Annotated in this window: 11 protein-coding genes and 1 tRNA gene; 7 read left to right on the top strand and 5 right to left on the bottom strand. The window is 69.7% G+C overall.

From position 1 onward, the window contains the following. Positions 1 to 51 precede the first annotated feature (51 nt). The 3 genes from BM362_RS08060 (at position 52) to BM362_RS08050 (ending at position 2655) form a co-directional block, all read left to right on the top strand. Entirely contained in the window at positions 52 to 1371 is a 1320-nt protein-coding gene (locus BM362_RS08060) for an MFS transporter (protein WP_067576760.1), read from the top strand. 29 nt (positions 1372 to 1400) lie between these two features. Continuing rightward, on the top strand, positions 1401 to 1970 hold the full coding sequence (locus tag BM362_RS08055; RefSeq protein ID WP_093572592.1) for a helix-turn-helix domain-containing protein: 570 nt from the start codon (positions 1401 to 1403) through the stop codon (positions 1968 to 1970). 73 nt (positions 1971 to 2043) lie between these two features. Beyond that, positions 2044 to 2655, top strand: coding sequence for a DUF4190 domain-containing protein (locus BM362_RS08050; RefSeq protein ID WP_093572784.1), 612 nt, complete (start codon positions 2044 to 2046; stop codon positions 2653 to 2655). Between the two features lie 55 nt (positions 2656 to 2710). On the opposite strand, the gene BM362_RS08045 is transcribed toward BM362_RS08050, so the two are convergent. From BM362_RS08045 to BM362_RS08030, 4 genes are read right to left on the bottom strand one after another with little or no spacing between them, the layout of a single operon-like run. Then, on the bottom strand, positions 2711 to 3304 hold the full coding sequence (locus BM362_RS08045) for an SRPBCC family protein (RefSeq protein ID WP_067576764.1): 594 nt from the start codon (positions 3302 to 3304) through the stop codon (positions 2711 to 2713). A gap of 27 nt (positions 3305 to 3331) precedes the next feature. Beyond that, positions 3332 to 5671, bottom strand: a complete 2340-nt coding sequence (locus BM362_RS08040) for a xanthine dehydrogenase family protein molybdopterin-binding subunit (protein WP_093572591.1) — start codon at positions 5669 to 5671, stop codon at positions 3332 to 3334. Continuing rightward, positions 5668 to 6195, bottom strand: coding sequence for a (2Fe-2S)-binding protein (locus BM362_RS08035; RefSeq protein ID WP_067576778.1), 528 nt, complete (start codon positions 6193 to 6195; stop codon positions 5668 to 5670). The genes BM362_RS08040 and BM362_RS08035 overlap by 4 nt, the downstream gene beginning before the upstream one ends. A gap of 11 nt (positions 6196 to 6206) precedes the next feature. Beyond that, the gene (locus BM362_RS08030) at positions 6207 to 7058 is read right to left on the bottom strand and encodes an FAD binding domain-containing protein (protein WP_093572590.1); all 852 of its coding nucleotides are present in this window, start codon (positions 7056 to 7058) and stop codon (positions 6207 to 6209) included. A gap of 214 nt (positions 7059 to 7272) precedes the next feature. Here BM362_RS08030 and BM362_RS08025 point away from each other — a divergent pair, with 214 nt between their 5' ends. Then, positions 7273 to 8385 carry a TetR/AcrR family transcriptional regulator gene (locus BM362_RS08025; protein ID WP_167545223.1) on the top strand — a complete coding sequence of 371 codons (1113 nt, stop codon included), beginning with the start codon at positions 7273 to 7275 and terminating at the stop codon, positions 8383 to 8385. A gap of 60 nt (positions 8386 to 8445) precedes the next feature. Here BM362_RS08025 and BM362_RS08020 read toward each other — a convergent pair. Continuing rightward, positions 8446 to 8518 (bottom strand) — tRNA-Thr (locus BM362_RS08020). A gap of 209 nt (positions 8519 to 8727) precedes the next feature. Here BM362_RS08020 and BM362_RS08015 point away from each other — a divergent pair. From BM362_RS08015 to otsB, 3 genes are all read left to right on the top strand, one after another. Next, entirely contained in the window at positions 8728 to 10233 is a 1506-nt protein-coding gene (locus tag BM362_RS08015) for a threonine/serine exporter family protein (RefSeq protein WP_067576783.1), read from the top strand. A gap of 84 nt (positions 10234 to 10317) precedes the next feature. Continuing rightward, the gene (locus BM362_RS08010; protein ID WP_067576785.1) at positions 10318 to 11769 is read left to right on the top strand and encodes an alpha,alpha-trehalose-phosphate synthase (UDP-forming); all 1452 of its coding nucleotides are present in this window, start codon (positions 10318 to 10320) and stop codon (positions 11767 to 11769) included. A gap of 41 nt (positions 11770 to 11810) precedes the next feature. Then, entirely contained in the window at positions 11811 to 14345 is a 2535-nt protein-coding gene (gene otsB / locus BM362_RS08005; RefSeq protein ID WP_161269807.1) for a trehalose-phosphatase, read from the top strand. The last annotated feature ends 113 nt before the right edge of the window (positions 14346 to 14458 follow it).

Here is a 14458-nt window from a genome sequence, read left to right as displayed (position 1 = left end):
CCCACCACCGGACACTCCGCGCATTCCGCGCGAGACGACGAAAGGCCGGCTATGGCCAAGCGCGACGAAGCGCACTCTCCCGGCGTGCTGCGGCTCGGATTCGCCGCCGGCGTCGGCACTTCCCTGGAAATGTACGACTTCTCGATCTACGGCACCGCAGCGGCGCTGGTGTTCGGGTCGGTGTTCTTCAAAACCGGCAACGCCTGGTTCGGCACCTTCATGAGCCTCGCGACCTTCGCCATCGGTTTCGTGATGGCCCCGCTCGGCGCGGCGCTTTTCGGCTGGCTCGGCGACCGTCGAGGCCGCCGCACCGCGCTGTACGCCGCGTTTTTGCTGATGGGTTTCGCGACGCTGGGCATGGGCGTCCTCCCGCCGTACGCGGTGATCGGCATTGCCGCACCGCTGCTGCTCGTCGGACTGCGCCTGCTGCACGGCGCCGCCCGCGGCGGGGAAAGTGCCGGCGCGGCCGTGTTCGCCGTTGAACACGCGCCCGAAAAACGGCGTGGTCTCTACGGTTCCTTCGTCGCACTAGGCTCACCGATCGGTGTCGTACTGGCGAACCTGGCTTTCGCGCTGGTTCTCCTGCTGCCCAACGACGACATCATGAGCTGGGGCTGGCGTCTCCCCTTCCTGGCCGGCGGCATCGTGCTGGCGATTGGGATCTGGGTCCGCCGCGGCGTTTCGGAAAGCCCGGAATTCGAGAAAATGGCCGCCGCGGAAACCCGCGCGAAAAAGCCGCTCGCCGACGTCCTCCGCTCGAATTGGCGACGACTGCTGCTGATCGCCGGCGCGAACCTCGGCCTCACCGCCTGCACTTTCGCATTGGTCACGTTCATGCTGTCGTACGCGACCGCCGCCGCTCCGGAAGGCCTCGGCCTCCCGCGCGCCCCGATCGTCACCATTTCGACAATCACCCTGCTGTGCCACGCCGCCGCGAACGTCGGAGCCGCCTGGCTGTCTGACCGAATCGGCCGCAAACCGGTGATGCTGACCGGTTCGGTCCTGTCGATCATCGCCGCGCTCGTGATGTTCCCGATCGCGTCGGCGGGCACCGTCAGCTCGGTATTCGTCGCGCTGCTCTTGGGTTTCTCCGCCACCGGAATCCTTTTTGGACCGATGTACACCTGGTTCGCCGAACTGTTCCCGCGTGAGCAGCGCCAGTCCGGCCTCGGCGTCGGCTACCACGTCGGCGCGGTGCTGGGCGGCGGCCTGTCGCCGATGATCGCCAACCGGATCGTCGCGGCGACCGGCGACGCCCTCGCGGTCGGCTACTACCTGGCCGCGCTGCTCGTGCTGAGCCTGGTCTGCCTGCTGATCCTCCCGGAAACGGCCCCCGCACGGCGCGCCGCAGCCCCCGAATTGGTCTCGTGAACCCCGTCCGCTTCGGCAGACTAGGCACCATGCGCGAGATCGACGAAGTCCTGGACGCGGTCGGCCCCCGGTTGCGAACCCTGCGCAACCGGCGCGGCATCACCCTGGCCGACCTGTCAGCCGAGACCGGCATCTCGGAAAGCACCCTGTCCCGCCTGGAAAACGGCCAGCGCCGGGCGAACCTGGAACTGCTGCTGCCGCTTTCGCGCGCCTACGACGTGCCGATCGACGACCTGGTGGGCGCACCCCGCGCCGGCGACCCGCGCGTCCACCTGCGCCCGATCCACCAGCACGGGATGACCTACGTCCCGCTGACCCGGCGACCGGGCGGCGTGCACGCGTACAAAATGCTCATCCCCGGCCGCTCCGCCGAACCCGCTTTGAAAACACACAGCGGGTACGAATGGCTGTACGTCCTCAATGGCCGCCTCCGCCTGATCGTCGGCACGAAGGACCTGACCGTCCCGCCCGGCGAAGCAGCGGAGTTCGACACGACGGAACCGCACTGGCTCGGCTCAGCCGACGGCGGCGCGGTCGAACTGCTGATCCTCTTCGGGCTCCAGGGCGAACGAGTGCACGTGAAACCGCACCCGAACTGATTACAAACACGGCGTAACACTCGTGACGATCAATGCGACCTGTTTGTGCAAGTTCGATCACGAAAGGCTCGCGATGTCCGCCCCTGACTATCCTCCGCCCGCGCCGCACCCGGCCCCGCCCGCCCCGCCGAAGAACGGCCTGGGCACTGCCGGGTTCGTGCTCGGACTGGTCGGCCTGATTTTCTCGTTCATCCCGATCATCGGGGTCGTCGCGTGGCCGCTGGTGATCCTCGGGATCATCTTCTCCGCGCTCGGCTTCGCCCGGGCAAGGTCTGGAAAGGCCACGAACAAGGGCCTCTCGATCGCCGGTCTCGTGCTGTCGGTGATCGGCCTGGTGATCGCCATCGTGTGGGCCACGGCGTTCACCAAAGCCGCCAACGACGTCAACACCGAAGCAAACCGCTCCGTGACGGTCCACTACGAGGTCACCGGCACCGCGAAGGACGCCTCGATCACCTACACCACCTTCGGCGACGGCAGCACGTCCACCAACCAGGAGAAGCCGAAGTCCCTCCCGTGGTCGAAAGACCTGTCCACGAAGGGCCTGTTCAAGGGCGGCAGCCTGGCGGTGACCACCGGCACCGAAGGCGGAGAGGTGACCTGCAAGGTCGTCGTGGACGGCAAGGAAACCAAGACGGCGAAGGCGTCGGGCAACTTCGCGACCGCCTCCTGCGACGGCTTCTGACAGCCGGACCGCTCAGGCAAGATGCCTGGGATCGGCGAGTCACGCGCGCGGGCAACTACCGGCGACGCAACAGCCGGACCAGAACCGCCACTGCCACGATCGCCGCCGCAGGCACGGCAGCCTTCTTCAGCAGGACCGGCAACGCCGCCGCTCCGAGGTCCACGGCTTCCGGCTCGGCCGGGGCCAGCGGGTACCGAACCGGCGCTTCCGGCGCTTCCAGCGCATCCGCGAGCCGGGCGGTGAACTGCCGGACGATCCGATCGCTCACCTCGGTGAGGATGCCCCGGCCGAACTGCGCGGGACGGCCGGTGAGGTCGAGTTCGGTCCGCACGCGCACCAAGGTCCCGGCCGGATCGGCGGCCAGCACCGCGATGACTGTCGCGGAGGCGGTGCCGCTGCCCCGGCTTTCGCGGCCCTCCAGGTCGAGGGTCACCGTCCGGGTGGTCTCGTCGCGATTCACCGTGCCCGCGCCCTGGTAGCTCATCTGCACCGCGCCGACCTTGACCTTGACCCGTCCGGCGAACGAGTCTCCCTCCGATCGGTCGAGTACCGCCCCGGGCAGGCACGGCACCATCCGGTCGAGATCGAGGAACAGCCGCCACGCTTCGTCCGGTTCGGCGGGGACGGTGAACGAGTGGTCGAGACGCATCGCTTTCCTTCCGTTGGGAGTGCGGATTCAGCCGGCTCGCAGGAGGTCCCGCACCCGGCTCGGCGAGAGGGGGCCGCGGCGGACCACCACGCCATACGGGCGCAGGGCGTCTTCGAGCGCGTTCGCGAGTACCGCTTGGGGCGCTATCGCGCCGCCCTCGCCGAGGCCCTTGACGCCGAGATCGTTCATCGGGCTCGGGGTGTGCAGCTCGTCGAGGTCGAGGTCGGGGATCTCCGACGAGGTCGGCAGGAGGTAGTCCATGTATGTGGCGGTACGCGGCTGGCCGTCCGGCCCGTAGATCATCTCCTCGTAGAGCGCACCCGCGATGCCCTGCGCGATCCCGCCGGTCACCTGGCCCTCGGCGATCAGCGGATTGACGATGACCCCCGCGTCGTGCACGACGACGTACTTCTGGATCGCCACCTCGCCGGTGTGCTCGTCCACCTCGACGACCGCCGCCTGCGCCCCGCTGGACACTGCGAATCCCGGCGGGCGGAAGTGCACCGTCTCGGACAGTTCGGCACCAGGGCCGTCGTCGGACATCGGGGCGCCCGCGGCCAGTTCCGCGAGCGTCAGCGACGGTCCGGCCGCGTTCCCTCGAATGGTGATTACCCCGTCGGTCAGCTCAAGATCGGCCGGGGCTGCTTCGAGCCTGCGGGCCGCGGCGGCGAGCACCTTCTCCCGCACGAGCAGCCCGGCGCGATGGGTGGCGTTGCCCGCGTTCACCAGCGCACGGCTGGCGATGGTGCCGACCCCGAAGGGCGTCGCTGACGTGTCGCCGCCGACAACGTCGATCACCTGCGGCGACACCCCGATCGCGTCCGCGGCGATCTGCGCCATGCTCGTGCGATGGCCCTGTCCTTGCGAGGGAGTGCCGATCGCCAGCTTGACCCGGCCGCTCGGCGCGACGTCGATCCGCGCGGTCTCGAACGGGCCGAGACCGGTGGCCTCGATATAGAGCGCGAACCCGACGCCGACGCGTTTGCCCTCCGCCGGGCCCGCCTTCTGCCGGGCCCGGACCGCGGGCGGATCGATCCGGGCCACCGCGCGCCGGAGCAGTTCCGGAAAGTCCCCTGAGTCGTAGACCTGCGGCTGCCCGGAGCGGTCGACCAGTCCGGTCCGGTAGGGCATTTCGCCGGGCTGCACCAGATTCCGCGCGCGCAGCTCTTCGGGTTCGATGCCGAGCGCGGCAGCGAGCCGGTCCATCGCCCGTTCCATCGCGAACACCGCTTCCGGACGGCCCGCTCCGCGGTACGGAGTCGTGAACGTGGTGTTCGTGAGCACCCCGGTCACCTCGATCTCGACGTTCGGCACGCGATACGGTCCGATCAGGTGACACAGCGAGTTGTACGGAACCACCAGGCCCGCCATGTTGTACGCGCCGAGGTTGACGGTGATCCGGTCACGTAGTCCGAGGAGCCGCCCGTCCGGGCCGGCCGCCAGCTCGATGCGATGGATCTGCTCGCGAGCGTGCGACGACGCGGTGAGATTCTCGGCGCGGTCCTCGCGCCAGCGCACTGGCCGGCCGAGGCACCGCGCCGCGTGCGGCACGATCAGCTCCTCGACGTACAGGATCCCCTTCTGCCCGAACCCGCCGCCGACATCGACGGCGAGCACCCGCACGGCTTCGGTGCCGAGTCCGAGGGTGCGCGCGATCGAGTCCCGGAGCCGGTGCGGCGTCTGGGTTCCCGACCAAACCGTCAGCTCACCGTGAAACGGATCCACGCGCGCGGCGACGGCACGAGTCTCGATCGGAGAGGCGACGTACCGGTGCGCGCGGAATTCCTCGCTGATCACCTGGCAGGCGTCGCGAAAGGCGGCGTCCGGTTCGCCGACGCGGGTCGCCACGGCGATCGCCGTGTTGTCCGGAAGGTCCTCGTGGACCAACGGCGCACCCGGCTCTCGCGCCTCGTCGGGATCGACCACGACCGGCAGCGAGGCGTACCGCACGTCGATCAACTCGAGCGCGTCCTCGGCCAGGTACCGGTTCTCGGCGAAGACAACGGCGATCGGCTGGCCCACGTAGGCGACTTTTTCGCGGGCGAGCAACGGAGCCGGCGTTATCCGCACCGTCGGATCGACTGTCTCGGCCAGCCCCGGCGGGATGCGCAGTTCTTCACGGTTGAGCAAGGGAGCGAGTTCCGCCAGATCCTCGCCGGTCCAGACCGCGGCCACGCCGGGTGCCGCCAACGCCGCCGAGGCATCGACGGAAACCAGGCGTGCGTGGGCCTCGGGGCTGCGGAGGAAGGCCGCTTCCAACGCGTGCGGCAGGTCGAGGTCGTCGACGTACCTGCCGTGCCCGCGCAGCAGCCGGTCGTCCTCGACCCGCGGAACCGGACGGCCGATCCAGCCGGGTTTTCCCGTCATCGCGCGGGCTCCTCTCCGAACTGTGCGTCGAGCGACCGCTCGACGGCGCGCCGGATGTTGCGGTATCCGGTGCATCGGCACAGATGTCCGCTGAGCGCGTCGGCGACCTCGGCCTCCGTGGGCCTGCATTCGCCCGACGCGAGCGCGGTCGTAGTCATGAGAAGCCCAGGAGTGCAGTAGCCGCACTGCATTCCGTGGCATTCGTGGTAAGCCCGCTGGACGGCCGAGAGCGGCGCGTCTCCCGGCGCGAGGCTTTCCACTGTCCGGATTTCCGCGCCTTCGCACTGCACGGCGAACGTCAAGCACGAACGCACCGGCGCTCCGTCGACGAGCACGGTGCACGATCCGCAGACACCGTGCTCGCACCCGGCGTGCGTGCCGGTCAGGCCCAGTCGGCCGCGGAGGAAATCGGAGAGCAGGAGCCGGGATTCCACCTGGGCAGCAACGCTTTCGCCGTTCACGGTCAGGCCGACGGCGTGCCAGGCGGACGGTTCGGGCAGCGGCGGGGTCACTGGGGTGTTCATCGGCTTCGCTCTCAGGCGGCGGTCACGGTGCGGGTCAGCAAGTGCGCGGCGGCCTCGCGGCGATACTCGGCGCTCGCGTGCACGTCGCCCGGCGGTTCAAGCTCCGCACGGACGACACGGGCGGCCTCGGCCAAGGTGTCGGCGTCGAGCGTCGCGCCAGTCAAAGCAGCTTCGGCCGCTGGCAACCGAACAGGGACCGGACCGGCACCGCAAAACACCACGCGCGCCGCAGCGGCGGCGTCGCCAATACGGTCGAGCAGGACGCAGACGCCAACGGTCGCGAAGTCGCCGTGCCGGCGCGCCAGCTCGTCGAACGCCCAGCCCCGGCCAGCTGGCTGAGCGGGGAAAACGACTTCGGTGAGCAGTTCGTCCTCGGCCAGCGCGGTCTGAAAGGTGGCCACGAAGAACTCGGCAGCGGGCACCGTGCGGGTTCCGGACGGGCCGGCGAGCACGAACCGCGCGTCCAGCGCAACGGCCGCGGCCGGAAGCTCCGCGGCGGGATCGTGGTGGGCCAGGCTGCCGCACACGGTGCCGCGATGGCGGATCTGCGGATGCCCGATGCGGTCGATCGCGGCGGCGAGCAACGGCCACCCGGCGCGCACCGCCGGGTCGGCCGCGACCGCCGCCTGCCGGACCGCGGCACCGATCCGCAATTCCCCCGCGTCGCCGGATACGCAGCGACCGAGGCCAGGGATCCGGGTGATGTCCACCAGCACGTCGGGCCGGGCCAGCCGCATCGACAACATGGGCACGAGCGATTGGCCGCCGGCGAGCACCTTGGCCTCGTGCTCCGCGTCGCCCAGCAGCGCGACGGCCTCGGCGACGGTGGCGGGGGCGGCGTAGTCGAAGGGGCTCGGTTTCATCCCTGTGCTCTCTTCGTCGAATTAGTTTAGCCCTGAGATAGTTACATCAAAGCTTTATGATCGCAAGGACTACCGGAGGCAGATCGTGATCAACTAGCCGCAACCAATCCCGTACAGCTTCCCATACAGGCCACCAAGCTGGGCTTATACTGAGTCCCGGCACTCTCGCCAAAGATGAACGATCGTTCAAACTCAGCTCGTTAGGATGGCGGGCATGAGCGCCGAGGACACACCGCCCGCGGGCCGCCGCAGCCGCACCCAGGCTCCGGAACGCAACCGGCGCGCCGTGCTGGCCGCCGCGAGCCGGCTGTTCGCCGCGCACGGCTACGAGGCGACCTCAATCCGGGAAATCGCCGCCGAAGCAGGTGTGACCGCAGGCTCGGTGATGGCGTACTTCGGCTCCAAGGACGGGTTGTTCCGAGAGATCATCGGGGCCAGCACGGGCATCACCGTCGGCGTCGACATCGCCGCGGCAGCCGCGGACGGCCCGGTGCACCTGTCGCACACGCTGGCCAGTGCATATCTGGAGCGCTGGGACCGCACCCCGGCCGAACACCCATGGGCAGCGTTGATCCGCTCCGCCGTCGCCCACGAAGCGAGCGCTGAGCAACTGCGCGCCATCCTCGACGAACAGGTCACCGCACCACTCGTCGAGTTGCTCGCCGAGACTCCGGATGCCCCGGAGCGGATCGCGCTCGTGCGCAGCGTGCTGTTCGGAGTGGTCATGGAGCGGTATCTGTTCGCGCACGAACCGGCGAGGTCGGTGCCGAGCGAAGCGTTCGCCCCGTACTTCGCCGAAGCGCTGTCCTCGGCACTGGACCGCGCGCACACCCCGGCAGCCGACTCCGCACCGGACGCGTGGCACACCGAACCCTCCGGGCCGGACGTGTCCGCCTTCGCCGTTTTCCGCCGGCTGCACCGGTGTTCCGCCCTGTACCGGGCCGCAGTGAGCCGGACTGTCGAAGAACAAGGCATCACACTGGCGGCCTTCGACGTGCTGACCGAGTTGTGGCGAGCGGGCCCTCCGCACCGCCGCGCCGTTGGCGAGATCGCGGAATCGGTACCGCTCAGCCCCAGCAGCGTCACCCTGCGCGCGGACCAGCTGGAGGAGGCCGGTTTGGTGACCCGCGAACGAGACGGCCTGGACCGCCGGGTCGTCCACCTTCGCCTGACCGAAGCCGGCCAGGACCTCGTCGACCGGGTGTCCCGCGGACCGTTCGCCGGGGACGAGGAATTTCTCCGCATCATGGGCCCCGCGGAACGCGCCGCGTTGGCGAGGTTGCTGGGCCTGCTGGAAACGGCCCTCTCCGCGGCCGATCCGGCCTGACTGGCCGGAGGAATGCCAGCCTGGCGACCACCGCTCGGCCGAAGGGCAACCACCGCACGGAGCCGGCAAGGGGGTTCGAACCCCTGACCTTCTGTTTACAAGACAGATGCTCTACCAACTGAGCTATACCGGCACGCACCCGGCGACGGGCGCGCCGAAAGTATATCGGGCCGCTCCCAGCGCACCCGGACAACCCGCCCTAACCCCCAGGTCAGCACCAAAAACCGGCGCGATCCGACGCCATGCGGCACGATCATGAACGGGTGTGTCGGACACCACTGCAACAGCTGGGGCGGTACGGCCGATGGTCCCCGGGAACGAACGAGGAGGTGGGGATCGATCATGAAGATCAACGAGCGTGCCGGCCAGGGGGCAGCGCGCAGACGGTGGCCGGTTCTCGAACCTCCGCACCCGCGGTCGAATCAGCGCCATCGGCCGAACATGCTGCGCCGTCGCGCTTGGCACATTCTTGAGGCTCCGACGGCGGAACAGCCCGCGGTCGAGTCCGAGGAGGCGATCGGGCCCAAGCCGCCGGACGACGCGACCGTCAACTTCGTCCTGGATCTCACTCTGCGGATCGGCGAAGTACAGATGTCCAGCGGTGCCGGGGCTTCCGACGTCACCGCGACGATTCTCGCGCTCACCTCCGCGCTCGGGCTGCCGCACTGCGAGGTCGACGTCATTTTCACGTCGATCACCGTCACCTGTCACCGCGGCACTGACCTCGCGCCGGTGACCGCGTTGCGAGTGGTCCGTTCGCGCAGTCTCGACTACACCCGGCTGACCGAGACCGAGGCGCTCGTGCGCCGGATCGTCCGCGGGCACACCGGGGCCGAAGAAGCGGTCACCGAGCTGAACCGGATCACCTCCGCGCCGCACCCGTACGCGCGCTGGACCGCGACCGCCGCCTGGGGCGGGCTGGCCGGGTTCATCACGCTGCTGCTCGGCGGTGGCCTCGACATCGCGCTCGTCGCGATGGTCATCTCCGCCGCGGTCGACCGGATCGGCAGGCTGCTCAACAAGGTCAACCTGCCGTTCTTCTTCCAGCAGGTGGTCGGCGGGCTGTTCGCGACGCTGTCGGCGATGGTCATAGTCAGCAGCAACATCCTGACCACCGACCGGCCGACGCTGGTGGTCGCCGCGGCGGTCACCGTGCTGCTGTCGGGGCTGTCCACGGTTTCCGCGGTGCAGGACGGGATCACCGGGTACTACGTCACCGCGTCCGGCCGCACCATGGAAACCGCGTTGATGAGTGCCGGGCTGATCGCGGGCGTCGTGCTCGCGCTGCGACTCGCGGTGATGCTCGAACTGCCGCGCACCCCATTGCCGGATGTTCCCGCGTCGACCGCGCAGCACCTGCCGATCATCGTCGTCGGCGGGGCCGGGGCGGCCGCCTGCTTCGCGCTCGCCTCGTACTCGAAGCTGCGCGCGATGCTCGTCGCCGCCGCGGCAGGCGGGATCGGTGCGCTCGTGTACGGCGCGTTGCTCGTCGCGACGCTCGATGCGGTGAGCGCTTCGGCGATCGCGGCGACGCTCGTCGGGTTCTGCGGCGGCGTGATGGCCCGGCGGCTGAAAGTTACTCCGCTCGTGGTCGCCGTGTCCGGGATCACTCCGCTGCTCCCCGGTCTCTCCACCTATCGTGGTCTATACCAATTAGCGGTTTCGCCAGGCGGGAACATCTCGACCCTGATGACCGCGGTCGCCATCGGGCTGGCCCTCGCGGCGGGCGTTGTACTGGGCGAATACCTCGCCCAGCCGGTCCGCACCGGGCTCGGCAGGCTGGAGCGGAAGCTCTCCGGGCCCCGGCTCGCCGGGCCGATGGAACCGACCGAACGGCGTTTGGAGTAACCAGTTGGTCACCGGCCGGTCACTCCGCGCGCGCTAGGGTTTCTCTTGGGGCCGCGACCCGCCGATGACGAGGGAGCAGCTGGAGTGACTGACGCGATCGCCGAGGAGAACAGCGCACCGTCCGCGGATTTCGTCGTGGTGGCCAACCGGCTGCCCGTCGACCTCGAACGGACCGCGGGCGGGGAACAACGCTGGACCGCCAGTCCCGGCGGACTGGTCTCGGCACTCGAACCGTTCCTCAGGTCCCGCAAGGGCGCGTGGGTCGGCTGGCCGGGCGTGCCGGATGTCGACGTGGACGAGTTCGACGACGACGGGCTCGTCCTGCACCCGGTGACGCTCACCTCGGCCGAGGTGAGCGACTACTACGAGGGCTTCTCCAACGCCACGCTCTGGCCGCTGTATCACGACGTCGTCGCCCGGCCGGTCTTCGACCGGTCGTGGTGGGACAGCTACGTGAAGGTCAACCGCCGCTTCGCCGAGGCCAGCGCCACCGTCGCCGCGCACGGGGCGACCGTGTGGATCCAGGACTACCAGCTGCAGCTGGTGCCCCGGATGCTCCGCGAGCTGCGGCCCGACCTGCGCATCGGCTTCTTCCTGCACATTCCGTTCCCGCCGGTCGAGCTGTTCATGCAGCTCCCGTGGCGCGCGGAGATCGTGCGCGGCCTGATCGGCGCGGACCTGATCGGCTTCCACCGGCCCGGCGGCGCGCAGAACTTCCTGTGGCTGGCCCGGCAGCTGGTCGGCCTCGAACCCACCCGCGGCGCGGTCGGCGTCCGGTCCCGGCCGGGCATGGTGCAGGTCGGCGACCGCACCGTGCGCGTCGGCGCGTTCCCGATCTCGATCGACGCGGCCGGTCTCGACACGCTCGCCCGCAGCAAGGGCGTCGCCGAGCGCGCCAAGCAGATCCGCCGCGACCTCGGCAACCCGAAAGCGGTGCTGCTCGGCGTCGACCGGCTCGACTACACCAAGGGCATCGACCTGCGGCTGCAGGCTCTGCACGAGTTGCTGCACGAGGGCCGCCTCGAACCCGGCGACGTCACCTTCGTACAGCTGGCCACGCCAAGCCGAGAACGCGTCGAGCACTACCAGCGGATGCGCGGCGAGATCGAGCAGATGGTCGGCCGGATCAACGGCGAGTTCGCCCGCGTCGGCCACCCGGTCGTGCACTATTTGCACCAATCCGTGAACCGCACCGAGCTCGCCGCCTTCTTCTCCGCGGCCGACGTCATGGTGGTGACGCCGCTGCGCGACGGGATGAATCTCGTCTGCAAGGAGTACGTCGCGTGCCGCCCCGACCTCGGCGGTGCGCTGGTGCTCAGCGAGTTCGCCGGCGCGGCGGCGGAACTGACCAGCGCTTTCCTCGTCAACCCGCACGATCTGGACGGGGTGAAGAACGCGTTGGAGGCTGCCATTACGCTCGACCCCGCCGAGGGCCGACGCAGGATGCGCGCCATGCGTCGCCAGGTCCTCACCCACGACGTCGACCGGTGGGCGCGCTCGTTCCTCCAGGCGCTGGGTGCCGAACCGGCCGACTGACCCCCTCCCCCGTACCGCGCTGGACCTCCTGAGGAGGAGTGTTGACCGCCGAGGCGTTGCCCGCGGAGCTACGGCGCGCGATCGTGCAGATCGCCCGTACCCCGCGCCTGCTGGTCGCCTGCGACTACGACGGCACGTTGGCCCCCATCACCGCGAACCCGGACGAGGCGCGGCCGCTGCCCGAGTCGGTGGGCGCGTTGAGATCTCTCGCCGGCCTGCACGAAACGACCACCGCCGTGATTTCCGGCCGGGCCCTGCGCGACCTCGCGACGCTGTCGCGGCTGCCTGCCGAGGTGAACCTGGTCGGCAGCCACGGATCCGAGTTCGACATCGGCTTCATCCACGCCCTCGACGAGGACGCGAAGGCGCTGCACCGGCGGCTCGAACACGAGCTGGAACAGCTGGTGCTCGACGTGCCCGGGGTGTCGCTGGAGGTCAAGCCGGCGAGCATCGCGGTGCACGTGCGCCGCGCCGAGCACAACGCGGGCCGGCGCGTCCTCGCGGACGTGCACGAGGGCCCGGCGGAGTGGGAAGGCGTCACGACCACCGACGGCAAGGAAGTCGTCGAGCTGGCGGTCGTGAAGACCGACAAGGGCAACGCGCTGGACACCCTGCGTCACCAGGTCGGGGCCACCGCGGCGGTGTTCCTCGGCGACGACGTCACCGACGAGAAGGCGTTCGCCCGGCTGGCCGGTCCGGACCTCGGCATCAAGGTCGGCGACAGCGAATCGCTCGCCGAATACCACGTGCCCGACACCGTCGACGTCGCGATGGTGCTCGCGTTCCTCCTGGAAGAGCGGCGCAACTGGCTCTACGGCGAGTCCGCTCCGCCGATCGAGCGGCTGTCGCTGCTGGCCAACGAGCGCTCGGTCGCGCTGGTGACGCCGGACGCGAAGCTGACCTGGCTGTGCCACCCCGGTCCAGACGCCCCCGCGGTGTTCGCCGACCTGCTCGGCGGGCCCGGGGCCGGGCATTTCTCGATCAAACCGCACCGCAACGGGCTCCCGCTCGGCCAGCGGTACCTGCCGAACACGATGACGGTCGAAACGCGCTGGTCGCGGCTGCTCGTCACGGACTATCTCGAACCGGAAAGCCCCGGGCACCGCACCGACCTCGTGCGCGTGATCTCCGGTGAAGCGGTGGCGCAGGTCGTGTTCGCGCCGCGGCCGGAATTCGGCGGCGTACCGGTGAAACTGGTCGCCGAGGCCGAGGGCCTGCGCGTGCTGGGCACGTCGGAGCCGTTCGTGCTGCGCTCGCCCGGCGTCGAATGGTCGATCACCTCCGACGGGCTGCAGGACACCGCGACCGCGCTCGTCCAGCCGACGCCGGAGCAGCCGGTGGTGCTCGAATTGCGGTGCGGCACGACGGATCTCTCCGTCCATGAACTGTCCGAAGTGGACCGCCGGGACCGGGCGGGCCGGTACTGGAGCGACTGGGCGGCGAAGCTCAAGCTGCCTGCCGTGCAGACCGAACTGGTGCGCCGTTCCGCACTGACCCTGCGCGGGCTGGTCAACACCGACACCGGCGGCGTGCTGGCCGCCGCGACGTCGTCGCTGCCGGAGGAGATCGGCGGGGTCCGCAACTGGGACTACCGCTACTGCTGGATCCGCGACGCCGCGATGACCGTGCGCGAACTGGTGCACCTCGGTTCGCACGAGGAGGCCGAGGGCTACCTCAAGTGGCTGCACGGCGTACTCGCCACGCTGGCCGGTCCGGAGCGGCTGCACCCGCTGTACACGCTGGCCGGAAGCGTCATCGGCGCGGAGGCGGTCATCGAATCGCTGCCCGGGTACGCCGGTTCGCGGCCAGTGCGCGTCGGCAACCTCGCCAACCACCAGGTGCAGCTCGACGTGTTCGGCCCGGTCGTGGAACTGGTCGCCACGCTGGCGCAGGTCCGCGGCGAACTGCGCGACGAGGACTGGCAGATGGTGCGCGCGATGGCCGAGGCCGTCACGCGGCGCTGGAACGAGCCGGACCACGGCATCTGGGAAGAGCGGCACGTGCCGCGGCACCGGGTGTACTCGCGGGTGATGTGCTGGGTGACCATCGACCGCGCGGTGCGGCTCGGCGACGAGTACGGCCGCGACGTCCCTGGCGCCTGGCCCCAGCTGCGCGACCGGATCAAGGCCGACGTGCTCGAACACGGCTGGAACGAAGAGGTGCAGGCGTTCACCACCGCCTACGACGGCACCGACCTCGACGCGGCGTCGCTGTTCGTGGGCCTGACCGGCCTCATCGACCCGGCGGACGAGCGGTTCCAGAAGACCGTGACGGCGATCGAAGCCGAACTGCGCAGCGGTTCCACGGTGTACCGCTACCGGCGCGACGACGGCCTTCCCGGCGGCGAGGGCGGCTTCCACATCTGCGCGGCCTGGCTGATCGAGGCGTACCTGTGCACCGGGCGGCGCAACGAGGCCGAGGAACTGTTCGCGCAGATCGTCGACGCGGCGGGCCCGACCGGGCTGCTGCCGGAGCAGTTCGACCCGGTCGCGGAGCGCTCGCTCGGCAACCACCCGCAGGCGTACTCGCACATCGGTCTCATCCGGTGCGCGAATCTCCTCGCCGAGAAGGCTTGATCAGGCAAGCCCGTTAGCACGCCTCGGTGACAAGTGCCGTGAAGGCCACCTTGCCGGAATCGCATTCCGTTAAGGTGGCCTTCACGAGCATTTGCACGTTCGTTCGGGTTGCC

The organism is Amycolatopsis rubida (assembly GCF_900115345.1).
Taxonomy (GTDB): Bacteria; Actinomycetota; Actinomycetes; order Mycobacteriales; family Pseudonocardiaceae; genus Amycolatopsis; species Amycolatopsis rubida.
Note: the sequence above shows the minus strand (reverse complement) of the source record. Positions and strands in the feature narration are given on the sequence as shown.